This window comes from Kistimonas ophiarachnellae (assembly GCF_057552235.1).
Map to the genome: position 1 here is coordinate 40997 of NZ_BAAJPA010000002.1, position 25919 is coordinate 66915.

Genomic DNA, 25919 nt, shown 5'->3' on the forward strand with positions numbered 1-25919 from the left:
TATAAAGGGCAAGGAGAAGAATGATGGCCAAAACGGTATCACTGGTGCTTGGAAGTGGCGGCGCAAGAGGCTATGCCCATATCGGGGTCATTGATGAGCTGCTGGCCAGGGGATATGAGATTGCCGCGATTGCAGGATGCTCGATGGGGGCGCTGGTCGGTGGCCTGTATGCTGCCGGAAGACTGGAGGCCTATCGGGAATGGGTCATGGAGCTGAAATACCTGGATGTCATCCGGCTGCTTGATCTTTCTTTCCGTTCCCCCGGTGTCTTCAGGGGCGGTCGTGTGCTTGATGCCATGAGCAGCATGGTGGGTGATTGCCGGATTGAAGACCTGTCTATTCCCTATACCGCAGTTGCCACGGATTTGAATGCCCGTAAGGAAATCTGGTTTCAGGATGGCGACCTCCTGCAGGCCATCAGGGCCTCCATTGCCATTCCCAGCCTGTTTACACCCGTTGAATATAATGGTCGCCTGCTGGTCGATGGTGGTGTGTTGAATCCTATCCCCATTGCACCGACTGTGTCAGCGCATACGGATTTGATCATTGCCGTGGATCTGAATGCTGATGTTGCACCGCTGCAGGTAGCCTGCGATCCTGCGCCGGCAACCAAGGAACAAAGGGTTCTGGATCGGTGGTTCAGGAAATTGAAAAAAAGCGATTCAGTCGATGATCAGGACGAATCAATGCAGCAGACGGTTGAATTGGCAACCGGCAAAACCGGGATGCTGGATATCGTCAACCAGTCCCTGGAAATCATGCAGGAAGTTTTAACCCGTCATCAGATGGCAGCCTATTCTGCAGACATCCTGATTCCGGTGTCGGCCCGGCAATGTCGTTTCTATGAGTTTCACCGGGCTGAAGATCTGATCCAGGTGGGGCGTTTGCAGGCAGCGGCATTGCTTGACCAGCATCCACAATTTGCTGTTTCTCCTGATGAGGAAAGCAATGAAACGACTGATCTGGATGAGAATGCCGATTTGCCGGAATAAAGCCTGCAGTGCGGTTCTATCCATCGATTACCGTCGGGTTTTCAGCAACACATACACGGCGCCACGGCCACCATCCCTCGGCAGGCAGGAACAAAATGCCTGAACTGCACTGATTTGTTTTAGCCACTGGTTCACATAACTCTTCATCGTGTCCTGTTGTCCAAAGCTGCGATGTGATTTTCCGTGTATCACGCGGACGCAGCAATAGTGCTTGTCCTGACAGAAGCTTAAAAAGCGTGTCAGCAGGTTTCGGGCTTCTTCTATGGTGCAGCCATGCAGGTCAAGGTTGTAGTCAACGGGCAGGTGCCCCTGCTTTAACTGTTTGAAGCGACTATGCTGTAGGCCAGCTTTCAGGTATTCAATGGGTTGTTCCGGCTCAATGGGCTCAATGTGGGTGTCGGAAAGCCCATCCGTTGGCGGTGTATTATCCGTTACGGCAGAGCGTCGGCGCAGCGCCTTGGTGGACGCCGGCAGGGTGTCCGTCTTGTGGGTAATCTTGGCCTGATGTTGGATCATGGGTTTAACCCCGCCCATTTCCTTTTGAAACAGTCGGGTTTCGTCATCATTGCAGGCAGTGTGATTGGCGTCGTCGCCCATTGCTGGTTCCATTGGCTTTTGGGAGTGACACAGTTCAGGCTATCACGTCGTTTGATACGACTCAGGCTAAATAGTTCAGAAACCGCCTCTTTCCCGCGTAGAGTGGGATATAATCGCGCATTCTAAACTGAACCGTTGTAGGAGTCATGGTGTCAGATTTACTCAATGATACGTCCGGCCTGCTAACCATTCGCGATTGGTTGCGGTGGACGTACAGCCGTTTCAATGAAGATCCGTCGCTGTTTTACGGTCATGGCGCGGATAACAGCTGGGATGAATCACGGCACCTGGTGTTGCAGGCGTTGAATCTGCCCTGGGATTATGATCCCGCGTATTTTGACAGCCGCCTGACGGATGGTGAACGTCAGCAGCTCACGACACTGGTTCAGCGTCGTATCAGGGAACGTATTCCGACTGCCTACCTGCTCAACCAGGCCTGGTTCTTCGGTATGCCGTTTTACGTGGATGAACGGGTGCTGGTACCCCGTTCGCCGATCGCAGAGTTGATAGAAAAGGGTTTTGAGCCCTGGCTTGGCGAGCAGCCGGTCAACCGGGTGCTGGATCTCTGTTGTGGATCCGGCTGTATTGGTATTGCCTGTTCCCAGGCGTTTCCGGATGCCCAGGTGGATCTTGTCGATATCTCCGGGGATGCACTGGAGGTCGCCCATATCAATATTGACCGTTTCGAGTTGTGGGATCGTGTCAGAACCATTCAGTCCGATATGTTCCTCTCCCTGAAAACCATGGAAGATCGCCCCCGCTACCAGTTGATTGTCAGTAACCCACCCTATGTGGATGCTGAGGATATGGCGGATCTGCCTGATGAATATCTGCATGAACCGGCGCTGGGTTTGGAGGCAGGTAACGATGGTCTGGACTTTGCCCGGACCATTCTGGCGAATGCCGCCGATTTCCTGGATGACAATGGCCTGCTGGTGGTGGAAGTGGGTAATAGTGAGTGGGCCCTGCAGGATGCCTACCCGGACGTACCTTTTACCTGGGTTGAGTTTGAGCACGGTGGGCACGGTGTCTTCCTGCTCACTGCAGAGGAATGCCGTCGTTATCGCGATCGATTCGGCGACAGTGACTGAAAACCCGGTATAATGCCGGTATCAACAAGAACCGGGGGTGATGGCGTATATCATCACCCTGCAATAAACGGCAGTGGAGTATCATGGCAGGTAATACCATCGGAAAACTGTTTACCGTGACCACGTTTGGTGAAAGCCATGGTCCCGGTCTCGGGTGTATTGTTGACGGTTGCCCTCCGGGTATTCCGCTGGATGAAGAGGTGCTGCAGCAGGATCTTGATCGCAGGAAACCCGGTACTTCCCGTTATACCACTCAGCGACGTGAACCTGATGCTGTTCGCATTCTGTCTGGCGTCTTTGATGGCGTAACCACAGGAGCCCCCATCGGGTTGCTGATTGAAAATACCGATCAACGCTCCAAAGACTATTCCGAAATTAAGGATCGTTTTCGTCCTGCCCATGCGGATTATGGTTACTGGCACAAGTATGGCATTCGCGATTATCGCGGAGGCGGGCGCTCGTCAGCACGGGAAACCGCGATGCGTGTGGCGGCTGGTGCCATTGCCCGGCAATGTCTGGCGGCGCAGGGGATTACCGTTCGTGGGTATCTCTCCCAGATGGGGCCAATCAAGGCTGAAGCCTTTGACTGGGATGAAGTGGACCGCAACCCTTTTTTCTGTCCGGATGCCGCCAAGGCTGCCGAGATGGCAGACTACATCAATGCCCTGAGAAAAGAAGGGAATTCCATCGGCGCCCGTATAACGGTCACAGCGACTGGGCTTATGCCGGGGCTGGGTGAACCGGTTTTTGATCGTCTTGATGCCGATCTTGCCCATGCATTGATGAGTATCAATGCCGTCAAGGGCGTTGAAATTGGCGCAGGTTTTCACTGCGTAGAACAAAAGGGCACGGATCATCGTGACGAGATGACACCAGAGGGTTTTCTGTCAAACAATGCCGGGGGCATTCTGGGTGGTATTTCTACAGGGCAGGATGTTGTCGCGCATATTGCACTGAAGCCGACATCCAGCCTGTTGGTGCCGGGGCGGAGTATTGATGTGGATGGCAATCCCGTTGAGGTGGTGACCAAAGGTCGGCACGACCCTTGTGTCGGGGTTCGTGCAACTCCGATAGCTGAGGCCATGATGGCCATTGTGCTGACGGATCACCTGCTCAGGCATCGTGCCCAGAATGCTGATGTGACCGTATCAACCCCCGTGATTGCCGGGAGCGTGTCCTAAGTTTTATCTTCTCAGGAACGATCCAGCAGCGGTTGCAGCGCCTGTCGAATGGTGGCGGGACATTTTGACAGGTGCAGCTGAAGCAGTTCGGCAATGGCTAGTCGAAGTTGGGCAACCGCCATTTTTTCTCCCGACAGCTGGCATTTCCTGGCCGCATCCTGCCAGCTGTATTTCTGAAGCACCTTGTAAATCAGGATATTGATTGTGTCGGGAGTGATAGTTGCCTGCTGTTCCCGCAGCGTGGTCAGTAGCAGGGTTTGAATGGCCTGGATACAGGTGTCATAGGTGCGATTGCCGTAGGCAAAAGAAGCGCAGTCCAGCCAGTCCTGGTCCGATAAGGGCTGTTTTTCTTCATGTGGCAGTGTTGTGGTCGTCCTGAATAGTTCAGCAACCAGTGAGGGCTCAATATTACGGAGTGATTCACTCAGTAATAGCGGCAGCTGTTGAAAAAAACGTTGTCTGCCAAGTGCATAAACATCGGAGGCGGCCTCGGATAAGGGCAGCATAACGAGTGCAGAGTGTTCACCACTGGCCGTATCCCTTGTTGAACCCAGTCGAAGCGGCTCAAGTCCGGACTGTCTCCAGAAGCTCAATAGGTCGGGGGTTGCGCCAAAACTGCTGGCAATGAAATCACATTGGTTCTGTTGGCAGTCGGCTATGACGGCATTGATTAGCTGTTTTCCCAAGCCTTTTCGACGTAGGGCAGGATGAACAGCGATTCGCATGATTCTTTCACCCGTCAATCCGGTGGCTTCAGCAATACCAACGTGGTTAGCAAGGGATTGGGGAATCATGTGGCCGCGCAGGCGGCGCTGTCCCAGCCAGATAGCTTGAGAGAGTGTCTTATTGAGCCCGCCTTCTCTGACGCTCAGTACTGTTCCGGCGATATGCGGCCCGTGGTAGAGGACGTAGATGGATAAATCGGGATTATCCATCAGCATCAGTAAATCCCGGGGAGACGTCTGGTAATGTGCCGTAACAAGCAGGCCAAATAGCTCCCTCAACAGGGATTCATCACTGGCGATTTGGGCTTGCGTCAGTTGTCTGATGCGATAGTTGTTACTGTTGCCTTCCAGTATCTGGACGTCTTTCGCGGGTGATGCATCCAGAAGTAATAGTTGGAAGGTAAGGGCTTCAGCCGGGTCGTTCTGTGCCCACCGAATGGGTGTATCGAGCGACAGATGACGCCATTTGGGTGTTACCTGGTCCAGGGTTTCCCTGAACCGAATGGCAAATCCCCGTCCACTGCCTTCATAACCGTGAATGGTTGATGAAAAAACAATACGGGCATGTTGTTTCAATAATCTGCCCAGCAAAGGGGCAGGGATAGCGGCAGCTTCATCCACCATCACCAGTGCAGCGTCCTGAGGATTCAGGGCAAGATCATCCGGCGCCATGAACTGAAGGTGAGTACCGTTGTATCGAATGCAATGCTGTTTGATTTCAGCATCAGGGAGTAGTCTGGCGGTTTGTTCGAACAGGGCTTTCACCGCATCGGGCTGGGGTGCGGTTACCAGTAATGGCCCTGTACCCTGTTTCAGCAATTCTGCAGCGGCAATACCCAGGGAGGCTGACTTACCTCTGCCACGGTCAGCGGTGAGCACCAGAGGGCGACGTCGATGCCCCGTGGCAACCCGGACGATCGCTTCGACAGCTTTTCTCTGGTCATCTGTCCGGCAGGTTGTTTCCTCAGAGAGTGGCGTTTCATGTATCGGGGCTGCCTTGAAATCAGGCAGTGGTGGGAGTGGCTGGCCTTCTTCAATCGTGATCGCATGACTGGACATTCGGATGAATCGAGCCATCCGGGCAATAAAATGCCCTTTTATCGCTGCAGGTGAATAGCCGTGGCTAAGAATCGCCTTGTACTCAGGATCGTTATGGGTATGCCACTCCTTCAGAGGGGGGCAGAGCAAAATCAGCAATCCGCCAGCTCGAATAATACCGGACGCAGCACCCAAGGCATTGGGATTAAAACCCGTATGCGCGTCAATAATGGCAGCGTCCGCCTCTGTGCCCAGTAGCTGCCGGGTCTGGCCAGGCTTTAAGGATGGGATTGGGTCGGGGGGAGTGATATTACTGATCCAGATCGGTTGATCGAAACTGGCGATTGCCATCATGGCATGCTCAATACACCAGGCGTGGCTGCCGGATAACACCAGCGCCCGCCGTTGTCTGCACTGGCGAGCCTGGTGTGTCCGATCCCTGATCAGAGTGTTAAAGCTGTCCGCTGCCGCCACAAAAAATGTCCTGAATCGCTTGGAAGTAAACGAAAAATTGTATCGCCAAGGCCATCAGTTGCGCCAGAACGATGGCAGGAACATAACCAGAACGGTTATGACTTCCAGGCGTCCCATCAGCATGCCAATGCACAGTAGCCACTTTGCCATGGCTGGCAAGGTGGCGAAATTGCCAGCAGGGCCAATAATGTCACCAAAACCGGGGCCTACGTTGGCAATGGCAGTCACGGCACCACTCAGGCTGGTGACAAAATCCAGTCCCAGCAGGCTGAGGCCCATGGTCAGCAGTGCAACCAGCAATCCAAAGAAGGAGCTGAATGCTACCAGGGAGCGAAGGATATCGTTGGTAATCTCAATCCCGTTGTAGGACTGGACCAGGAAAGCCCGCGGGTGATTGAGTTGTTTCAGCTGGATATGGAGCAGTTTAAACCCGATCTGGAAACGGAATATCTTGATGCCGCCCGCCGTTGAGCCAGAACACCCACCTACGAAGGTCAGGAAAAAGAACAGGCTGATAGCAAAACCGCCCCAGAGGCTGTAATCAGTCAGCGCATACCCTGTCGTCGTAATAACAGAGGTGGTGTTGAAGGCGACAAGGGTCAGCGATTCAAACCAGTCGTAGCTGGAATTGAGCCAGAGCCAGACACTGAACAGCAGCCAGATCATGACCAGGAAACCGATAAACGCCTGTACCTGGCTGTCATGAATGAGTGATGCCCGGTCGCCACGCAGGAATTTCACGAACAATACAAAGGGCAGACTTCCCAAAATCATGAAGAGTGTCGCATTCCAGTGGATCCAGGGGTTGCTGAAATGTCCCATGGAGGCGTCGCTGGTGGAGTAGCCGCCGGTGGATACGGTGGTCATGGCATGATTGGCGGCATCGAAAAGGTTCATGCCGGCCAGCATATAGCCAATCATGCACAGGATGGTGATCATGCTGTACACCATCACAATCCGCTTGGCGATTGAACCGGAGCGAGGCAGGGCTTTCTCCGACCAGTCCGAGGATTCACTCTGGAACAGGCGCATGCCACCGACTTTCAGAAACGGCAGAATGGCAACCGCCATTACAATAAAGCCGATTCCGCCGAGCCACTGCAGAATCGAGCGCCATAACAGTATGCCGCCATTGACCGTGGCCAGGTGGGTCATGACCGTGGAACCTGTGGTGGTTATGCCGGACATGGTTTCAAAGAACGCATCCGTGTAGGACATGTCTTCAACCAGGACAAACGGCAGGGCGGCAAACGCGCTGACCAGAATCCAGCTCACGTTGGTCAGCAGGAAGATCTGTCGGGAAACCAGGCTGAAATGCCGGGATCGCATCAGGAGGGCCAGCAGGCCGCCGCTCAGGAAGGTATAGATGGCAGACTCGAAGAACGCGCCAGCGCCGATGTCACCCATTGACAGGGAGATAAGGGCCGGGATCAGCATCAGAATGCCCAGTACCATCAGAAAAAGCCCTGCGACGTACAGGACTGGTTTGATGTTCATGGTGCTTATGGCCAGGTCCGTGGAATTTGATTCGCGGATTGTAGCCAGTGGTGTCGCCATGTAATTAAGGGTTTATACCGAGTTTTCTTCAGGTTGCAGGTCGCAGTTTCGAAAGAAAAGGATAGGCTATTGGCAGGAATCAGCCGTTTAATTCAGTAAATAATACTGAGTTCGATACACAGTCGTGTTATAAAGCGCTGTCCCGAAACTCAGCGGAGGAAAGCATGTCGGGTTGTCAGTCCGTCCGAAACCCCTACTCAGTGGCGGAGGAGGTTGCCAATAGCCTGTCCCACGGGCTGGGCATGGTGTTTGGTATTGTTGCCCTGGTGCTGCTGGTGAATGAAGCCGTTGCCCTGGATGATGCGGTCCGGGTCACCAGCTTCAGCATTTATGGTGGCAGCATGATTCTGCTGTTTCTGGCCTCGACGCTCTACCATGCGATTCCGGCGCCGGGCGCAAAACGATGGCTTAAGTTGTTTGACCATTGCGCTATCTACCTGCTGATTGCCGGCACCTATACACCCTTTATGTTGGTGACGCTGGAGGGAACCTTCGGCATGGTGTTGATGATCGTTGTCTGGAGTCTTGCCGCGTTCGGATTGGCGTTCAAGCTGATCTTTGGTCACCGTTACCGGAAGTTGTCGCTGCTGACCTACCTGGGAATGGGATGGCTGTCCCTGATTGCGATTGGGGAGCTGGTGGAACGTCTGCCCGCTGGAGGCGTCTGGCTCCTGGCCAGCGGCGGGCTGGTGTATAGCCTGGGGGTGATATTCTACGTCTGGAAACGGGTGCCGTTTAATCATGCCATCTGGCACCTGTTTGTACTGGGCGGTTGCGTGTGCCATTTTCTGGCCATTTATGGCTATGTCTTGCCGGTATCGTCGGTTTAATTAGGCAAGGCTTGAAAATCCCGCCCCCTGTTTGCAGGAACGCAAGGGGGCAAACCATTGACCAAGGCGTGCTTCAGAAGCCGCCGTTTACAGGGAATCATGATGCGTCATACTGTTTTTGACACGCCGGTCGTCAACTGGGTGTTTCGCCAGGTGTCGAAAATCGGCCTGAAACTGACGGGCTGGAAAATGGAAGGGCAGTTGCCAGATGCGCCCAAATACGTGGTGATTGCAGCGCCGCATACCAGTAACTGGGATTTTCCCCTGACCATTGCCATGGCGTTTGTCTTCCGGATCAAGGTGTTCTGGATGGGGAAAGACTCCCTGTTTCGCGGACCGATGGGGCCCATCATGAAATGGCTCGGCGGTATCCCCGTTGACCGCAGCCGTTCCACCAACCTGGTGCAGGCGACCATCGATGCGTTCAACCGTAACAAGGAACTGATTATCGCGATTCCCCCGGAAGGAACCCGGGCCAAGGTGCGGAAGTGGAAGACCGGTTTCTACCATATCGCCCATGGTGCAAAGGTGCCGATTGCGTCCGGTTTTCTCGACTTCAAACGTAAGGTGGGCGGCTTTGGACCGACGTTCATGCCGACCGGCGACGTCGAAGCGGATATGGCGACCATTAAAGCGTTCTATGCCAACATTACCGGCAAGCATCCCTGTGCATTTGAGCAGTAAGTATTGATCGATTTATCAGCCCTGTGATTTCCCATCAGGGCTGTTCCAACTCTTCCAGCAGCGCCAGCATGGCGCGCCCTGCGTTCGACAGGGTTCTCTCACTGTGATGAATAACGCCCAGGGTTCGGGACAGATCGGCCCCTTCTACCGGCAGGCGGACAATGGTGTCATCCAGCATGGTTTCAGGCAGCACACTCCACGCTAATCCGATAGATACCATCATTTTTATGGTTTCCAGGTAATTGGTTGACATGGAAATGTCCAGCGTCAAGCCTGCCTGATCGAACAGATCTTTCACAATATGATGGGTAAAAGTGCGGTTGTCAGGAAAAATGGACTGAAAGTGACTGAGGTCTTTCAGGTTAATCGTAGGCTTTTCGGTTAACGGGTGTTCTGGTGCAACAACAAAGGCCAGCGAATCCGGCCAGAGCGGGCGTGCTATGACGGGAGGCTGGTTGTCCGGTGACAGCGTAATGATGCCCAGTTCTATCTCACCCTGGCCCAGGGCGGTATAAGCCTGTTCTGAATCAATAAAACGAATATCAAGCCGGACATCCGGATAACGTTTGCTGTAAGTTTTCAATACCGCTGGGAGCCGGTGCAGGCCAATATGGTGACTGGTGGCCATGGTCAGGCTGCCTGATACCTTGTCGGAGAGGTTGCCCAGGGCCTTGCGGGTATCATCAATGGCATTCAGGATGGCGCGGGCACGTGACAGCAGCGTTTGGCCGGCTTCGGTTAGGGTAATCTGTCGACTGATCCGGTCAAACAGTTTACAGTCGAGCTGCGCTTCCAGGGTGGCAATTCGCTTACTAACAGCGGGTTGTGTGAGGTGTAGCGCCTGGGCAGCAGCGGAAAAGGAACCGCTTTCGGCAACCGCAAGAAACGCTCTGAGGTTCTGGCTGTCCACGGAGATAATCCTATTCCTGATGGTTATCCAAAATATTAAAAATATGAATTTGTTTTATGTGAGACGATACCATACATTGCCAGCATAAGGCATTCAGATGTGTGGCGGGATGGCAAAGGCAATACCAATCACCTGCGTTGATCTTGGCTATTTCGCATCTTGAAGGGCAGTAGAACAACAATACACCTGCTTGTTGGTTTGGCAGGGTAGGCATGTGAAGGAGACTGAAACGTGTCCGGAAAAACGCTCTATGACAAGCTTTGGGACAGTCACCTGGTTCGAACCCGGGATGATGGCTCCGCGCTGATTTATATCGATCGTCAATTATTGCATGAAGTGACTTCGCCGCAGGCCTTCGAAGGGCTACGGCTGGCTGGTCGTAAACCCTGGCGGGTGGATGCCAATGTGGCGACCCCTGATCACAATGTGCCGACGACCCGTTCAGAGCGGGAGGCTGGTATTGATGGCATTGTGGACCCGGTTTCCCGTATCCAGGTCGCCACGCTGGATGATAACTGCGATGAATTCGGCATCCTGGAATTCCAGATGCAGGATCGCCGGCAGGGGATTGTGCATGTGGTCGGGCCTGAACAGGGCCTGACGTTGCCCGGCATGACCCTTGTGTGTGGTGATTCCCACACCGCAACCCATGGTGCTTTTGCCGCGTTGGCACATGGTATTGGTACTTCTGAAGTTGAACATGTACTCGCGACCCAGTGTCTGGTCACCAAGAAAATGAAAAACATGCTGGTTCGCGTGGATGGCGAACTGGGGCCGGGCGTGACCGCCAAAGATGTGATTCTGGCCATTATCGGTGAGATTGGCACGGCGGGCGGTACGGGCTACGCGATCGAATTTGCCGGTTCTGCCATTGAAAGCCTGTCGATGGAAGGGCGGATGACTATCTGCAATATGGCCATTGAAGCCGGCGCCCGTGTTGGCCTGGTTGCCGTTGATGACACTACCCTCGAATACGTTCAAAAGCGCCCCTATGCGCCAGAGGGTGAGCAATGGGAAGCAGCTGTTGCATGGTGGCAGACACTCGTATCTGATCCTGATGCGGAATTTGATCATGTGGTCGTCCTGCACGGCGAAGCGATTGAGCCGCAGGTTTCCTGGGGGACTTCGCCTGAAATGGTGGCGCCTGTCAGTGGCCTCGTGCCGGATCCTGATAAAGAGAAAGATGACTCGCGGGCAGAGAGTATTCGCCGTGCACTGGCTTACATGGGGCTTCAGGCTGGTATGAATATCTCGGATATTCGTCCTGATCGCGTCTTCATTGGTTCCTGTACCAATTCCCGGATTGAAGATCTGCGTGAAGCGGCTCGTGTTGTTGAAGGGCGCAAGGTGGCGTCATCAGTGAAGCAGGCGTTGGTTGTTCCTGGTTCTGGTCTGGTGAAAGAGCAGGCAGAGCAGGAAGGGCTGGACAAAATTTTCATTGAAGCCGGTATGGAATGGCGAGAACCGGGATGCTCCATGTGTTTGGCTATGAATGCTGACAAATTAGGTTCAGGTGAACACTGTGCGTCTACGTCCAACCGTAACTTTGAAGGGCGTCAGGGCTTTGGGGGGCGAACCCATCTGGTGAGCCCGGCCATGGCGGCTGCGGCAGCAGTTACAGGGCATTTTGTTGATGTCAGGGAATTGATGGAGCGTACATCATGAAAGCATTCACTGTGCATACCGGTATCGTGGCGCCGCTGGATCGTGCCAATGTTGATACGGACATGATCATTCCCAAGCAGTTCCTGAAATCCATCCGACGCTCTGGGTTCGGAAAAAACCTGTTTGATGAGCTGCGTTATCTTGATGAAGGTCAGCCGGATCAGGATTGCAGTGGTCGTCCACTGAATCCGGACTTTGTACTCAATCAACCCCGTTATCAAGATGCTTCGATTCTGTTAAGTCGCCATAACTTCGGCTGTGGTTCATCCCGTGAACATGCGCCCTGGGCATTGGATGATTATGGTTTTCGTTGTGTGATCGCGCCGAGTTTTGCGGATATTTTCTATAACAACTGCTTCAAGAATGGCTTGTTACCTATTGTTTTACTTGAAGATGTTGTTGATGAGTTGTTTCGGGAAACCGCTGGTCAAGATGGCTATTCGCTGACAATCGATCTTGAGCGCGAGGTAATCGTGCGCCCAGGTGGTCGTGAGATTGAGTTCGGCATTGATGCCTTTCGAAAGGATTGCCTGTTGAAAGGGCTGGATGAGATTGGTTTGACTTTGGAGCAGTCCGATCAAATCCGACAGTTTGAGCAGCGTCATCAGGCACGTTTCCCCTGGCTGTTTAACACCGTTGCCCGTTAATCGTTGTACGACAGTGATTACGTTTCAGGAGTTGATAGAAAAATGAAAAAGTTGCTGGTGTTGCCTGGCGATGGCATTGGTCCGGAAATCGTTACCGAAGCGCTGAAGGTCTTGGACAAGGTCAAAGATAAATTCGGTCTTGCCGTTTCCGTTGACGAGGCGTTGCTGGGTGGCGCGGCCATTGATGCCACCGGAAACCCGCTCCCGGCGGAAACCCTCGACAAGGCGATGTCCGCCGATGCATTGCTGATGGGGGCTGTGGGTGGCCCGAAGTGGGATCACCTGGAAACGTCGAAGCGTCCTGAAAAAGGGTTGCTGGGCTTGCGCTCAAGTCTGAATTTGTTTGCTAACTTGCGTCCTGCCATTCTCTATCCGCAGTTGGCGTCAGCTTCTACATTGAAACCGGAAGTGGTCAGTGGTCTGGATATCCTGATTGTCCGCGAGTTGACCGGTGGTATCTATTTTGGGGAACCCCGGGGCATTCGTACGCTCGAAAATGGTGAGCGCCAGGGCTACAACACCTACGTTTACAGTGAATCTGAAATCCGCCGGATTGGCCGGGTCGCCTTTGATGCGGCACGCAAGCGCGGTGGCCGGGTGTGTTCCGTCGATAAGTCTAACGTGCTGGAGGTCACCGTACTCTGGCGCGAAATCATGGAAGAGATCGGAAAGGAATACCCGGATGTTGAACTGGAACACATGTATGTCGACAACGCCGCCATGCAGCTGGTGCGTGCGCCAAGGCAATTTGATGTCATGGTAACCGGCAATATGTTTGGCGATATTTTGTCCGACTGCGCTGCCATGCTGACCGGCTCTATCGGCATGCTGCCTTCGGCGTCACTCGATGCTGATAATAAGGGGTTGTATGAGCCCGTACACGGTTCCGCGCCGGATATCGCAGGGCAGGGCGTTGCCAATCCGCTGGCCACCATTCTGTCGCTGGCGATGCTGTTGCGTTACTCCTTTGCTGAGGCAGCGGCTGCCGATGCCATTGAGCAGGCAGTCAGCAAGGTACTGGATAATGGCTTGCGTACAGCAGATATCTGGTCGGATGGATTGCAAAAGGTTTCTACCCAGGCGATGGGTGATGCAGTAGCGGCAGCCATATAAACAACAGAGGTGCGGGGAGTTTATTGCATGATCAAGCTTGGTCTGGTGGGTTGGCGGGGTATGGTAGGGTCCGTACTCATGCAGCGGATGCTCGAAGAAAACGACTTTGATCGGGTAGAGCCCACCTTCTTTACCACGTCCCAGAAAGGGCAGCCGGGGCCGGATATCGGTCGCGAGGTGCCCGCGCTGGCGGATGCCCGGGATCTGCAGGCGCTGGCGCAGATGGATGTCATCATCTCCTGTCAGGGCGGTGATTATACCGGTGATGTGTATCCGGGGCTCAGGGCATCCGGATGGACGGGATACTGGATAGACGCTGCGTCCAAGCTACGAATGGATGATGACAGCATTATTGTGCTGGATCCGGTGAATGATAGCGTGATCAAACAGGGGCTCGCTCAGGGCGTCAAAACCTTTGTGGGCGGCAATTGCACGGTCAGTCTGATGCTGATGGCGCTGGGCGGTCTTTTCCGCGAAGGACTGGTGGAATGGGCAAGTGCCATGACCTACCAGGCCGCCAGTGGTGCCGGTGCGCGGAATATGCGGGAGCTGATCAGCCAGATGGGCGTGATCAGGGACACCGTGGAGGCGGAGCTGCAGGATCCCGCAGTTGCTATTTTGGATATTGATCGGAAAGTCACGGACGTCATTCGCTCAGATGATTTTCCCGTTTCCGAATTTGGTGTGCCGCTGGCGGGGTGCCTGATTCCCTATATTGACCGGGAGCTTGAAAATGGCCAGAGCCGGGAAGAATGGAAAGCGCAGGCGGAAACCAACAAGATTCTGGGGCTGGATCAGTCGATTCCGTTGGACGGTATTTGTGTGCGTGTCGGCGCCATGCGTTGTCATTCCCAGGCGCTGACATTGAAGTTGAAGCGCGACATTCCAATGGCCGACATTGAGGCCATGATCGCCCAGGCAAATGACTGGGTTGAGCTGGTGCCTAATCATCGTGAAGACAGCATGCAGCGTCTTTCCCCTGCGGTGGTGAGTGGTTCATTGACCGTACCGGTAGGTCGTCTGCGTAAGATGAATATGGGGCCGGAATATCTGTCCGCGTTTACGGTTGGGGATCAGTTGCTTTGGGGCGCGGCTGAACCACTTCGCCGAATGCTGAGAATTCTGCTGGAATCGTGAGATCACATCGCCTGATGTAACAAGGAGGTTACGTCGAAGCGGGTCTTTATGAGTCTGTGGCTGGATTTATTGACCTGAAAAAGGGTATATAGGTGGCTGATTTCGTTGTAAATGCTGGATGAGAATTGATGAGTTCAACCTATGATATTGCTGTAGTCGGTGCCACCGGTGCTGTGGGTGAGGCAATGTTGTCGATTCTGGAGGAGCGCGAGTTCCCGGTCGGCAAGCTATATCCCCTGGCCAGTGAGCGCTCCGCAGGTGGCAGCGTGATCTTTCGCAATCGCGCCCATCGGGTTGAAAATCTTGTGGACTTTGATTTTTCCCAGGTGAAAATAGCGCTGTTTTCTGCCGGTGGTGAGGTGTCGGCTGAATATGCGCCCAAGGTCGCTGCGGCAGGCTGCGTTGTAATCGATAACACCTCGCATTTCCGTTACCAGGAGGATATTCCCCTGATTGTGCCGGAAGTGAATCCCGAGGCGATCAGTGCCTACCGTAATCACAATATTATCGCCAATCCCAATTGTTCAACCATCCAGATGCTGGTGGCGCTCAAGCCGTTGCATGATGCAGCCTCTATTCGTCGGATCACCGTGTCTACTTACCAGGCCGTCAGCGGTGCAGGAATGAAAGGTGTAAAGGAGCTGGCGGACCAGACCGCCCGTTTGCTTAACGCAAAACCCGTTGAAGCCGATGTTTTTAGCAAGCAGATCGCGTTTAATGTGATTCCACATATCGATCGGTTTGACGAGAATGGCTACACCCGGGAAGAGATGAAAATGGTGTGGGAAACCCGGAAGATTTTGGGGGATGATTCGATTCAGGTGAACCCTACCTGTGTGCGGGTGCCGGTTTTCTATGGGCATTCTGAATCGGTGAGTATCGAGACGGAAAAACAGTTAACGGCTACGGATGCACGAGAATTGCTCGAAAACGCACCCGGTGTCACGATCCTGGATGAGCAGGAGGAGGGCGGTTATCCGACGCCGGTGGGTGATTGCTCCGGTCAGGATGAGGTCTTTGTCGGACGAATCCGCGAAGATATTTCCTGCGAGCGGGGGCTGAATCTGTGGATTGTGTCAGATAATGTACGAAAAGGGGCAGCACTCAATAGCATTCAGCTCGCAGAGCTATTGATAAAATCCTTCGCAGAATGATAACTTATTGAGAATAAAAGAGAAGCCTCGGCCTGACCGGGGCATAATGATCAGAATCATGTGGCTTTGCAGGTTTTACCGGTCTCAACCGTGATACCGGATTGCCAGGTCGAGCGACAATAATAATCAAGGGAAAGGGGATCATGCTACGCAAGCTGATAGTGGCCATGGCTGCCACTGGAGCGATTTCTGCGGGTCCTGCACTCGGGCTCGGGCTGGGGGAGATTACGATCAATTCGTATCTGAATCAGCCGCTTGATGCTGAAATAGAACTGGTTCAGGTCAGGGAACTATCCAGTAACGAGATCCTGCCGAACCTGGCGACGCGGGATGACTTCAAGCGTGCCGGGGTAGAAAGGCCATTTTTCTTATCCGATCTCAACTTTGAAACAATCGTTCATGATGATGGCAGGACGACAGTTCGTGTCACCAGTAAGAAGCCTGTCGTTGAACCTTTCCTGAATTTCCTGGTTGAAGTGCATTGGCCCAGTGGACGACTGTTGCGGGAATATACGCTCTTGCTGGATCCGCCCTCATTCAGTGCCCGTGTCGTTGAAGAAGCTGCGCGCAAGCCGATGTATCAGGGGGGTAGCGTCAATCGTTACCAGCGTATTCCTGATGCCGTTGCCCCCGTCCGTGCAACGCCTGACTCATCCCGATCCCCTTCCAAGGCGCCGACAGGCTCTCATAAGGTTAAAAAAGACGAAACACTCTGGGATATTGCATTGCGCAACCGGCCTGATCGCTCAGTGTCGCCCCAGCAGATGATGTTGGCAATTCAGGCAGAGAATCCGGATGCATTCATTAATGGCAATATCAATATGCTCAAGCAGGGCAGTGTCCTGCGGATTCCTGATCGCGTCATGCTGCGGGAGATCAGTGAGACAGGTGCTATTGCTGGTGTTGCGAAACAGAATTCCACCTGGAAAGGCAGTGTCAGGCAGCTGGACGCCACCCGTCGTGAGACGGCGGATGACGAACCCAGAAAACGTCAGGACGATGGCCGGTTAACGGTTGTCTCTTCGGGGAGTGGCGGGAGTGGTAACGGGGCTGATCAGGGCGGTGGTAGCGGTGACTCCGGTCGTGTAAGAGCCCTGGAAAATGAATTGGCCTTAAGCTCCGAGCGGATAGATCTGTTAACCCGTGAGAATGCAGAACTCAGGGATAAGCTGGATGCGCTCACCAATCAGCTGGCTACTCTGGAAAGACTGATAGCGCTTAAAAATGATGAGCTGACAGCGATACAGGGTATGGGGCAGCAGGATACGGGGGAAACCTTTACTCCTCCGGAACCACCTCAGGATATTGTCCAGTCCACTCCGCCTGCGACCTTGCCGCCTGCAAATGGCGAGATTGATTATAACTATCAGGATGACGCTGAGTCTGGTGGCAACCAGCAGCAGGTGGCTGATGGCGGGAAGAGCCAGGGCCAAACGAATACCGCTGACAGCAAACCTTCTGAAAAGCCTGACAATCTGGCGAATGCTACCAAACCCAAGCCTGAAAAATCCTTTGTTGATGAGTTCCTTGATAGCCCGCTCTACATGGGGCTTGCCGGGGGAGGTATCTTATTCATCGTTGCCGGTCTGATGTTTGTCGCACGGCGACGAGCCCAGGCCGAAGATGTGTTCCAGGATTCCCTTAATGATCAGGATGCATTTTCTCCGGCAGGTAATGAGCAGATTGATCTCGGCACCGGTTTACATTCAGCTGCTGCACCCACGAAAATGGCCGGTGGTGCAGGCATTCAACCCTTGGAGTTGGATGCTGATCTGGAAATTGACCAGGAATTGCTGGATCAACAGGTGGCATCGACAGCTGCAGGTAGCGCAATTGCGGAAGCCGCTGTGTATGCCGATTATGGGCGTTTCGAGCAGGCTGCAGAAATACTCTCCAAAGCGGTTGAGGCTGAGCCAGGGAATACCGGTTATCGCCTGAAGCTGATGGAAGTCCAGGCAGGTATGGACGATCTGGACGGTTTCAGGGAGCAACTGGGCGCGTTAGGTGATGTCGATGAGGCTACGCAGGCGCAAATTGAGACACTGAAGTCGCAGTTTGCCAATGCAACGCTGGCAGATTTTGAACCTCAAGACGTGTTGAATGAGCTGGAAGCGTTAACCGATGAACTGACCAGTACCGATATTGACCTGGATACCAGTCTGGATTCAGTGGTGGAGGAAGCGTCATCAGATCTCGCTTCTGAGGATACGCTGGATCTGGCGTTGGAGGATGATCTCGGCATTGATGAGAGTATCGATACTGTCGATGTTGAGGTATCACTCGATACTGACAAGATTGAAGATGACGATCTGTCTATCGATGGGGTGGATGACCTGGCGCTTGATCTTGGTCTTGATGATGCTGGCAGTGAAGCCGCTTCTGACGATGGGTCGGACGACATTGCCGATCTTGATAACATCAGCCTGAGCCTGGATGATGACGATGAGGTCATCGATGCCGGTGAGTTGACAGACGATTTGTCGCTGGGTGATACGGGCGGCAATGAAGCGCCGGAAGATTCTGGCGCTGATGATCTCGATGATATTGCTCTGGACCTTGAACTGGATGATTCAGCCGTCTCCGAATCACCGGTGTCGGAAGACTCGTCCGATGTAGAATCCCTTGATGATCTATCCCTCGATTTGGATGCGGAGGAGTTTCAGGTCGAAGCGCCTGTAGAAGAAGCGCCAGCCGCTGTTGTTGAAGACGATATTGTTGAGCTTGATGATCTGGAGTTCAATGACGAGCTTGAAGCGGTAGAGTCCCCGTCGACTCTGGATGAGCAGCCCGAAGAGGATGCTCTGGATCTCGGTGATCTTGACCTTGAACTGGATGACGATCTGGGGGCAAGCCTGGAAGGGTCGGCCAGTGATGACAGTGTGCCATCTGATGAGATCGAACTGGATGAGTCTGAGTTTGATCTGGATGCTGAAATGGCTTCTCTGGATACGGACCTGTCTGACCTCTCTGAGGGTTTGGGTGAGGCTGATCTTGATGGTGCCTTGCAGCCAGAGGCCGTGGAGAGCAACGACGAATCGGATCTTGAGGCCCTGGATCTTGATTCCCTGGATCTTTCCGACGATTTGTCAGCGATGAGCGATGCTGGCGAAGTCAGTGCGAGTGAGGAAACGACGGAGCTGGATGAAGAACTCGAGTTCCTGGAAGAGACGGACGAAACGGCCACCAAGCTGGATCTGGCCAGGGCCTATATCGAGATGGGCGATCAGGATGGCGCCCGGGATATTCTCGAGGAGGTCGCCCGTGAAGGTGATGATGCCCAGAAGCAGGAGGCTGATAGCCTGCTGAAAAAGCTCTGATTCCCTATTCAGGCACTCTGCTGTAGCGAAAAAGGCTGGTATGATTACCGGCCTTTTTTGTGCGGGCGATTTGCAGGGCAAGCTGCCTGAGTCTGGCGCCCATATAACCATTGATGAGATCAGTTTTGGACGTAATGAGTGACGGCCAGCGTTATGCGGCCTGTGTGGAGTATGATGGTGCCGGGTATCACGGTTGGCAATCCCTGAAATCAGGACTTCCGACGGTGCAGCAGCATGTTGAAGCAGCGTTGGGTTTTGTTGCAAACCATCCTGTATCGGTGGTGTGTGCAGGAAGAACCGATGCCGGCGTCCATGGTTGCCGACAGATTATCCATTTTGACTCACCCGCTGACCGTACCGAACGCAGCTGGGTTTTCGGTGCGAATACCCATTTGCCGGACAGCATTGCCCTGCGCTGGGTACGGCCGGTCAGCACTGATTTTCATGCCCGTTTTTCAGCGCTGGCCAGACGCTATCGTTACGTGATATACAATACCCCCGTCAGGCCGGCGATATTACCCAGGGGCGTGACCTGGAATTACCGTCCTCTGGATGAGCAGCGGATGGCTGAGGCGGCCCATTACCTGGTCGGTGAACATGATTTTACGTCCTATCGCGCTGTTCAGTGTCAGGCCAAAAATCCGGTGCGGGAAATTACCAGCCTAAATGTTAAACGTTTTGGCGACCTGTTGGTGATTGATATTCAGGCCAATGCGTTTCTTCACCATATGGTGCGCAATATTGCCGGCGTTTTGATGGCAATCGGTTGTGGTAAGCGAGAGCCGGTCTGGGCGAGAGACGTACTGGAGGCCAGGGACAGAAGAATAGGCGGAGTCACCGCACCCCCCTATGGTCTTTATTTTGTTAATGTCATTTATCCGGTGGAATTTGACCTGCCAGAAGATCCCTTGGGGCCTGGTTTTATCGCACCATTGTTAAACCTGTAAAAAGAATTGCTCAGGGTTCCGCATGTTATTTGACGCAGACACTTTCCAGGCATGTTCTACGCAAAATGGGCGTTCCCGCGTCAAGATATGTGGTTTGCGCAGTCCTGAGATGGCCAATGTGGCGGTGGAAGCCGGTGCAGATGCCATTGGGCTTATGTTCTATGCTCCCAGTCCTCGCGCCGTAACCCCTGAGGTGGCAAGCCGAATTGCGGCTGAAGTGAAAGGGAAAGTCTCCATTGTCGGGGTGTTTGTTAACCCGACGGCGGCCTGGCTGGACGAAGTGCTGGCTCGCGTTCCGCTCGATGCTATTCAGTTTCATGGCGATGAAAACGATGAGTTCTGCCGGCAGTGGGGATTGCCCTATATCAAGGCGCTTCGCCTGCGCCACGGAGAGGATTATGCTGCGGTGAGTGATGCCTGGCCCGGTGCCAGTGCCTTCCTGGTCGACAGCTACAATCCTGATGCATTCGGTGGAACCGGCGAATTGTGTGACTGGGATTTGATCCCTGAAGGGCTGAACTGCCCGGTCATGCTGGCCGGTGGATTGCGGCCTGACAATATCGGTGAGGCCATCACCCGGGTGAAACCCTGGTGTGTGGATGTGAGCAGTGGTGTTGAGTGTGAAAAAGGCGTTAAGGATGCAGCCCTTATCAGGGCATTCATGAGAGAGGTAGATAATGTCTCTGGAGACTGAGAAAACCCGTTACAGCATGCCGGATCAGCGGGGGTATTTTGGCCCATTTGGTGGGCGCTTTTCCCCTGAAACCCTGATTCCTGCCGTACAGGAACTGGAAGAAGCCTTTGAAACCTGTATCAAGGATCCCGCGTTCCTGGAAGAAATGGACAAGGATTTCGCCCATTATGTCGGGCGTCCTTCACCCCTTTATCATGCTGAACGATGGTCGGGTCTTCTGGGTGGCGCGCAGATCTATCTCAAGCGTGAGGACCTTAACCATACCGGTGCTCACAAGATCAATCATGCCATTGGTCAGGCGCTGCTGGCGCGACGGATGGGCAAGACCCGGATTATCGCCGAAACCGGTGCCGGTCAGCACGGTGTTGCGACGGCCACAGTGGCAGCCCGGCTGGGGCTGGAATGCGTGGTTTACATGGGCGCTGAAGATGTGCGGCGGCAGGCGCTCAATGTCTATCGCATGAAACTGCTCGGGGCGGAGGTTGTACCGGTAGAGGCGGGCGCCAAGACCCTGAAAGATGCGATCAACGAAGCCATGCGTGACTGGGTCACCAACATCGATAATACGTTCTATCTGCTGGGCACAGTGGTTGGTCCTCATCCTTATCCTAAAATGGTGCGCACTTTCCAGAGCATTATTGGACGTGAAGCCAGGGAACAATGTTTGGATATGACAGGCAGGTTGCCTGATGCACTGGTGGCCTGCGTAGGTGGTGGTTCCAACGCCATGGGGCTTTTCCATCCCTTTATTGATGACACTGACATCAAAATCTACGGCGTGGAAGCCGGAGGTGAAGGCATTGAATCCGGTCGTCATGCGGCCCGTCTAAGCGCCGGACGTCGCGGTGTTCTTCACGGTAATCGGACCTACATCATGTCAGATGATGCTGGTCAGATTATTGAAAGCCATTCGGTTTCCGCAGGGCTGGATTATCCCGGTGTGGGGCCTGAACACGCCTGGTTGAAGGAATCTGCCCGGGCTGAATATGTTCACGTCAATGATGATGAGGCTTTGTCGGCATTCCGTGACCTGACCCGGTTTGAAGGCATTATGCCTGCCCTGGAAAGCAGCCATGCATTAGCCTGGGTGAAAAAACTGGCGCCAGCGATGTCGCCGGAACAGAGCATTATCGTGAACCTGTCCGGACGTGGGGACAAGGATATCCATACCGTTGCTGAAATTGACGGCATCGAGCTGTAAGAAGGGGCAGTGATTATGAGTCGTATCAAGGCATGCTTTGCCCGTCTTGAGGGTGAGGGGCGCAAGGCGTTGATCCCCTACATTACCGCAGGTGATCCGCAAAAAGACTATACAGTCAATCTGATGCTTGAAATGGCGGCGGCAGGTGCTGACGTCATTGAGCTGGGGGTGCCGTTTTCTGACCCCGGGGCTGATGGTCCGGTCATCCAGGCTGCCCATGAGCGTGGTGTGTCACAGGGTGTTACACTTGCTGACGTTCTGGCAATGGTTTCCGAATTTCGTAAAACCGATAATGAGACACCGGTTGCATTGATGACATACCTTAACCCGGTCGAGATCATGGGTTATGAGCCGTTTGCCCAGGCTGCAGCCGAGGCGGGTGTTGATGGCTTGCTGGTGGTGGACAGTCCGCCGGAACATTCCGCAGAGCTGTTGAAAGAGCTGGGTCGGCATGAGCTGGATGCGATTTATCTGCTCGCACCAACAACGCCTGACGAGCGTATCCGTCATATTTGTGAGGCGGCCAGCGGGTATGTCTACTATGTCTCTTTAAAAGGGGTAACCGGTGCTGCAACGTTGGATGTGGACGGTGTCCGTGAACGTGTCGCACACATCAAGACAATGACGGAACTCCCCGTGTGTGTGGGTTTCGGTATTCATAATGGTGATACGGCTGCGGCCATCAGCCAGGTGGCTGACGGTGTGATAGTCGGCACCGCGCTGGTTAAAACACTCACTGCACAAGCAACGCCGGCGCTGGGCGGCAAGGCTGTAAAACAGCAGCTGGCGGAAATGCGCAGCAGAATGGATGCCTGCTAACCTGTTTTCCCTGAACGACCGGCATCGAGGCGGATGCCGGTCAACCAGCGAAGGACAGGCACGGGCTTACAGGAAAGGTCTATGAGCAACTGGCTAGACAAGTTGATTCCATCTCTCTCCCGTATGGATGCAAAAAAGACGGGAAAAAGTAATGTGCCTGAAGGGTTGTGGAAGAAGTGCGTCAAATGTGATGCCATTCTTTATCGTCCCGAGCTGGAACGCAACCAGGATGTATGCCCGAAGTGTGACCACCATATGCGCATATCTGCGCGGGTACGTCTGGAGCGTTTTCTGGATGATTCCGAGGATCGTCTGGAAATGTTCGCCGAGCTGGAGCCGGAAGACCGGCTGAAGTTCCGTGACAGTAAGAAATACAAGGATCGTCTGGTCCAGGCGCAGAAGGCGACCGGTGAGAAAGACGCGGCTATCTGCTTCCGGGGCACGGTCAATGAGCTTCCAGTGGTTGCTGTAGCGTTTGAGTTTGCCTTTATGGGCGGCTCCATGGGCGCGGTTGTAGGAGAGAAGTTCGTCAGGGCAGGGGAATACTGCCTGGCGCACAATATCCCGCTGGTCTGCTTTTCTGCCAGTGGCGGCGCCCGGATGCAGGAAGCGTTGTTCTCTCTGATGCAGATGGCCAGAACCAGTGCTGTGCTGGAACGTATGAAGCAGGCGGGTATCCCGTTTATTTCTGTGTTGACTGATCCCGTTTATGGTGGTGTTTCTGCCAGTCTTGCCATGCTGGGGGATATTAACCTGGCGGAACCCAAGGCGCTGGTGGGATTTGCCGGCCCTCGGGTAATTGAGCAGACAGTGCGCGAGAAGCTGCCGGAAGGCTTTCAGCGCAGTGAATTCCTGTTGGAGCATGGCGCGATTGATAAAATCGTTCACCGTCATGATATGAAGCCAACGATTGCCCGGATGTTATCGCGTATGATGCGCCATCAATCGGGAGAAGTGGCTGTTTCAGCAGCACCAGATCCTGAACAGGATGCCGCTTTCGATAGCTGATTAATTGGCCTGTGGCATCTTGTGCCACAGGCTTTTTCCTCCCGAACGCTTGTTTCCTGCCTCTCTTTCATCCGATTTTTTTGTGCTGGGAATGCCTTATGTCATTTGATTCACTTGCTGACTGGTTGTCATGGTTGGAAGCGCAACGGCCTGAGCATGATATGGTGCTGGGGCTGGATCGCATTGGTGAAGTGGCCAGACGGTTGTTGCCAGAAAAACTGGCGCCCACGGTGATTACCGTGGCGGGTACCAATGGCAAGGGCAGTACGGTTGCCTTGCTGGACGCCATGTTGAGCGAAGGTGGTTTGACGGTTGGGGCCTACACGTCGCCTCATCTGTTGCGTTTCAATGAAAGAGTCCGAATCAAGGGGGGAATGGTTTCCGACCAGCAGCTTTGCGAGGCCTTTGAGCAGGTCAATGCTGCGCGGGGTGAGACATTCCTGACCTATTTCGAATTCGCCACACTGGCTGCCCTGGTTATTTTCAGCAAAAGCGACTTGGATGTCCTTTTGTTAGAAGTCGGTCTTGGTGGCAGGCTGGATGCCGTCAATATCATTGAACCCGATGTTGCCATTGTTACCACCGTCGCATTGGATCATCAGCAATGGCTGGGCAACGATATAGAGACGATTGCCTCAGAGAAAGCGGGTATTTACCGGTGTGAGAAACCGGCGTTGTTCGGTGATTTTCCAGTCCCTGAAAGCCTGCTGTCAGTGATTGAAAAAATTGGGGCTCAACCTTTCCTGCGGGAAAACGATTTTGCCATTGAGCGAAGCAATAAAGGATTAATCTTCCGAGGCACGGGTTCTGCGGGTGAAAAGGTGACTTTGTCCGGCCTGGTTGAACCTGAGCTGCCGCTGACCAGTGTGGCTTGTGCCCTTGAAGCTATTCAGCTGTTGCCGTATGCAATATCTGTCTCTGCGATTAATGCGGGGTTGACCAAAGTCTCCGTTTCCGGACGCATGCAGAAACTTCAGGTTCGCCGTCAGGATGGCCGGGAAGTGACTGTCATTCTGGATGTTGCTCATAACCCCCAGGCCGCACAGTACCTCGCCGGGCGTCTGAAGACGCTGATGTCGGAACAGCGTCTTACGGCCGTACTGGCCATGCTGGACGACAAGGATTTTGGCAGTGTCGTGAACGGATTTGATGACATTTTCAACGAATGGCATGTTGCAGCTGTCAGTTATGGGCCGAGGGCGCTACCGGCAGAAACACTGGCGGATCACCTGATCAATCGTGGGCAGCGGGTTCAATGTCATGACTGTGTGGCCGATGCCTTAGATGCGGCGCTTGAAGTCGATGATGACACCAATACGGTTGTGGTATTCGGTTCGTTCCATACGGTTTCTGAAAGTCTTCAGCACCTGCAGAATCGATAACGTCAAGCGCAGTATGAATGACAGACTCCAATTTTGTGCAATAAACCGGTTACAATGGCCGGGTTTGCTCAATGAGACTGGCGGCAACCATGGAACTGGCTAAGAAACAACGTATCACCGGCGCAGCGGTGCTGATCGCAGCAGGTCTGCTGCTTTACCCGCTGCTGTTTGATGATGCCGTATTCCGGGATGACGAAGCTGCCCAGATACCGCCGCCTTTACCTGTGCCGGAAGTCCCGGCTTATGTCTCCGAGATTGACAGGCCGTTACCCGCTTTGCCTGAAGAGCCCGTGGATGATGAAGAGCTGGCAGCGAAGGACAATGCTGTACCTGAACTGGATGTTGACCACATCCCCGTCAGCTGGACATTGCAGCTGGCCGCGTTTGTGCAAAAGGAAAACGCGGTCGCATTGAGAGACCGGCTCCGCAAGGATGGTTACCGGGCCTATTTGCGCACGGTGACTTTGTCTGACGGGAAATCCGTGGTGCGTGTCTATGTCGGCCCTGAACTGGTTCGCAACAAGGCGGAAACCCTGCTGACTGAACTTGATAAAGGGTATGAACTGGAAGGCCTGGTTGTCAGGTATCGCCCCTGATAATGCTATAAGGGCTTATCGCGGGACGGGTCTCTATATTCACTCTTGTCTCTTTGTTAGAATCCCTTGCCATGCAGTACAGGGTAAATCTTCCACCCTGTAGTGTAATTCACACTCTTTCAGCAATGGTTGCCAGCGGGCCTGGCGGCCTGAGCGGTGT

At 53.8% G+C, this 25919-nt stretch carries 22 protein-coding genes; 18 read left to right on the forward strand and 4 right to left on the reverse strand.

The genetic code is table 11. The features are described 5' to 3' along the window. The first annotated feature begins 20 nt into the window (after positions 1-20). On the forward strand, positions 21-992 hold the full coding sequence (locus tag AC27K1_RS02415) for a patatin-like phospholipase family protein (RefSeq protein WP_487148052.1): 972 nt from the start codon (positions 21-23) through the stop codon (positions 990-992). A gap of 27 nt (positions 993-1019) precedes the next feature. Here AC27K1_RS02415 and AC27K1_RS02420 read toward each other — a convergent pair whose 3' ends face one another. Next, positions 1020-1589, reverse strand: coding sequence for a Smr/MutS family protein (locus AC27K1_RS02420; RefSeq protein WP_487148053.1), 570 nt, complete (start codon positions 1587-1589; stop codon positions 1020-1022). 146 nt (positions 1590-1735) lie between these two features. Here AC27K1_RS02420 and prmB point away from each other — a divergent pair, with 146 nt between their 5' ends. Continuing rightward, positions 1736-2680 carry a 50S ribosomal protein L3 N(5)-glutamine methyltransferase gene (prmB, locus tag AC27K1_RS02425; protein WP_487148054.1) on the forward strand — a complete coding sequence of 315 codons (945 nt, stop codon included), beginning with the start codon at positions 1736-1738 and terminating at the stop codon, positions 2678-2680. 83 nt (positions 2681-2763) lie between these two features. Next, positions 2764-3861, forward strand: coding sequence for a chorismate synthase (aroC, locus tag AC27K1_RS02430; RefSeq protein ID WP_487148055.1), 1098 nt, complete (start codon positions 2764-2766; stop codon positions 3859-3861). An 11-nt stretch (positions 3862-3872) separates the two neighbouring features. Here the strand turns inward: aroC and AC27K1_RS02435 are convergent, their stop codons facing one another. Further along, the gene (locus AC27K1_RS02435; RefSeq protein WP_487148057.1) at positions 3873-6098 is read right to left on the reverse strand and encodes a tRNA(Met) cytidine acetyltransferase TmcA; all 2226 of its coding nucleotides are present in this window, start codon (positions 6096-6098) and stop codon (positions 3873-3875) included. Positions 6099-6152: 54 nt separating this feature from the next. Further along, positions 6153-7595 carry a TrkH family potassium uptake protein gene (locus AC27K1_RS02440; protein ID WP_487148059.1) on the reverse strand — a complete coding sequence of 481 codons (1443 nt, stop codon included), beginning with the start codon at positions 7593-7595 and terminating at the stop codon, positions 6153-6155. A 224-nt stretch (positions 7596-7819) separates the two neighbouring features. Between AC27K1_RS02440 and trhA the strand changes: the two genes are divergently transcribed. Further along, positions 7820-8485 carry a PAQR family membrane homeostasis protein TrhA gene (trhA, locus tag AC27K1_RS02445; protein WP_487148060.1) on the forward strand — a complete coding sequence of 222 codons (666 nt, stop codon included), beginning with the start codon at positions 7820-7822 and terminating at the stop codon, positions 8483-8485. Positions 8486-8584: 99 nt separating this feature from the next. Continuing rightward, complete coding sequence (locus AC27K1_RS02450; protein ID WP_487148061.1) at positions 8585-9169, forward strand: lysophospholipid acyltransferase family protein; 585 nt, start codon at positions 8585-8587, stop codon at positions 9167-9169. A gap of 34 nt (positions 9170-9203) precedes the next feature. Here AC27K1_RS02450 and AC27K1_RS02455 read toward each other — a convergent pair whose 3' ends face one another. Continuing rightward, positions 9204-10079: a LysR family transcriptional regulator gene (locus tag AC27K1_RS02455; protein ID WP_487148063.1), complete on the reverse strand. Its 876-nt coding sequence runs from the start codon at positions 10077-10079 to the stop codon at positions 9204-9206. A 231-nt stretch (positions 10080-10310) separates the two neighbouring features. On the opposite strand from AC27K1_RS02455, the gene leuC reads away from it, so the two are divergent. The 13 genes from leuC (at position 10311) to AC27K1_RS02520 (ending at position 25759) form a co-directional block, all read left to right on the forward strand. Continuing rightward, the gene (leuC, locus tag AC27K1_RS02460) at positions 10311-11744 is read left to right on the forward strand and encodes a 3-isopropylmalate dehydratase large subunit (RefSeq protein ID WP_487148064.1); all 1434 of its coding nucleotides are present in this window, start codon (positions 10311-10313) and stop codon (positions 11742-11744) included. Continuing rightward, the gene (gene leuD, locus AC27K1_RS02465; RefSeq protein ID WP_487148065.1) at positions 11741-12391 is read left to right on the forward strand and encodes a 3-isopropylmalate dehydratase small subunit; all 651 of its coding nucleotides are present in this window, start codon (positions 11741-11743) and stop codon (positions 12389-12391) included. Before leuC ends, leuD begins: the two co-directional genes overlap by 4 nt. A gap of 42 nt (positions 12392-12433) precedes the next feature. Continuing rightward, positions 12434-13504, forward strand: a complete 1071-nt coding sequence (gene leuB / locus AC27K1_RS02470) for a 3-isopropylmalate dehydrogenase (RefSeq protein WP_487148066.1) — start codon at positions 12434-12436, stop codon at positions 13502-13504. A gap of 27 nt (positions 13505-13531) precedes the next feature. Then, entirely contained in the window at positions 13532-14641 is a 1110-nt protein-coding gene (gene asd, locus AC27K1_RS02475; RefSeq protein WP_487148067.1) for an aspartate-semialdehyde dehydrogenase, read from the forward strand. A 128-nt stretch (positions 14642-14769) separates the two neighbouring features. Beyond that, on the forward strand, positions 14770-15795 hold the full coding sequence (locus AC27K1_RS02480; RefSeq protein WP_487148069.1) for an aspartate-semialdehyde dehydrogenase: 1026 nt from the start codon (positions 14770-14772) through the stop codon (positions 15793-15795). A gap of 143 nt (positions 15796-15938) precedes the next feature. Beyond that, positions 15939-19112, forward strand: coding sequence for a motility hub landmark protein FimV (locus AC27K1_RS02485; protein WP_487148071.1), 3174 nt, complete (start codon positions 15939-15941; stop codon positions 19110-19112). Between the two features lie 134 nt (positions 19113-19246). Then, positions 19247-20059 (forward strand): tRNA pseudouridine(38-40) synthase TruA, encoded by an 813-nt coding sequence (gene truA, locus AC27K1_RS02490; RefSeq protein WP_487148486.1) that lies wholly within the window; start codon positions 19247-19249, stop codon positions 20057-20059. A gap of 22 nt (positions 20060-20081) precedes the next feature. Continuing rightward, a complete protein-coding gene (locus AC27K1_RS02495; RefSeq protein WP_487148072.1) occupies positions 20082-20753 on the forward strand; it encodes a phosphoribosylanthranilate isomerase in 672 nt (223 codons plus the stop codon). Then, entirely contained in the window at positions 20737-21954 is a 1218-nt protein-coding gene (gene trpB, locus AC27K1_RS02500; RefSeq protein ID WP_487148074.1) for a tryptophan synthase subunit beta, read from the forward strand. The genes AC27K1_RS02495 and trpB overlap by 17 nt, the downstream gene beginning before the upstream one ends. 15 nt (positions 21955-21969) lie before the next feature. Then, the gene (gene trpA / locus AC27K1_RS02505) at positions 21970-22773 is read left to right on the forward strand and encodes a tryptophan synthase subunit alpha (protein WP_487148075.1); all 804 of its coding nucleotides are present in this window, start codon (positions 21970-21972) and stop codon (positions 22771-22773) included. A gap of 81 nt (positions 22774-22854) precedes the next feature. After that, positions 22855-23781, forward strand: a complete 927-nt coding sequence (gene accD / locus AC27K1_RS02510; RefSeq protein WP_487148077.1) for an acetyl-CoA carboxylase, carboxyltransferase subunit beta — start codon at positions 22855-22857, stop codon at positions 23779-23781. Between the two features lie 98 nt (positions 23782-23879). Continuing rightward, complete coding sequence (gene folC, locus AC27K1_RS02515) at positions 23880-25163, forward strand: bifunctional tetrahydrofolate synthase/dihydrofolate synthase (RefSeq protein ID WP_487148079.1); 1284 nt, start codon at positions 23880-23882, stop codon at positions 25161-25163. A 71-nt stretch (positions 25164-25234) separates the two neighbouring features. Next, positions 25235-25759 (forward strand): SPOR domain-containing protein, encoded by a 525-nt coding sequence (locus AC27K1_RS02520; protein ID WP_487148080.1) that lies wholly within the window; start codon positions 25235-25237, stop codon positions 25757-25759. Positions 25760-25919: the final 160 nt, after the last annotated feature.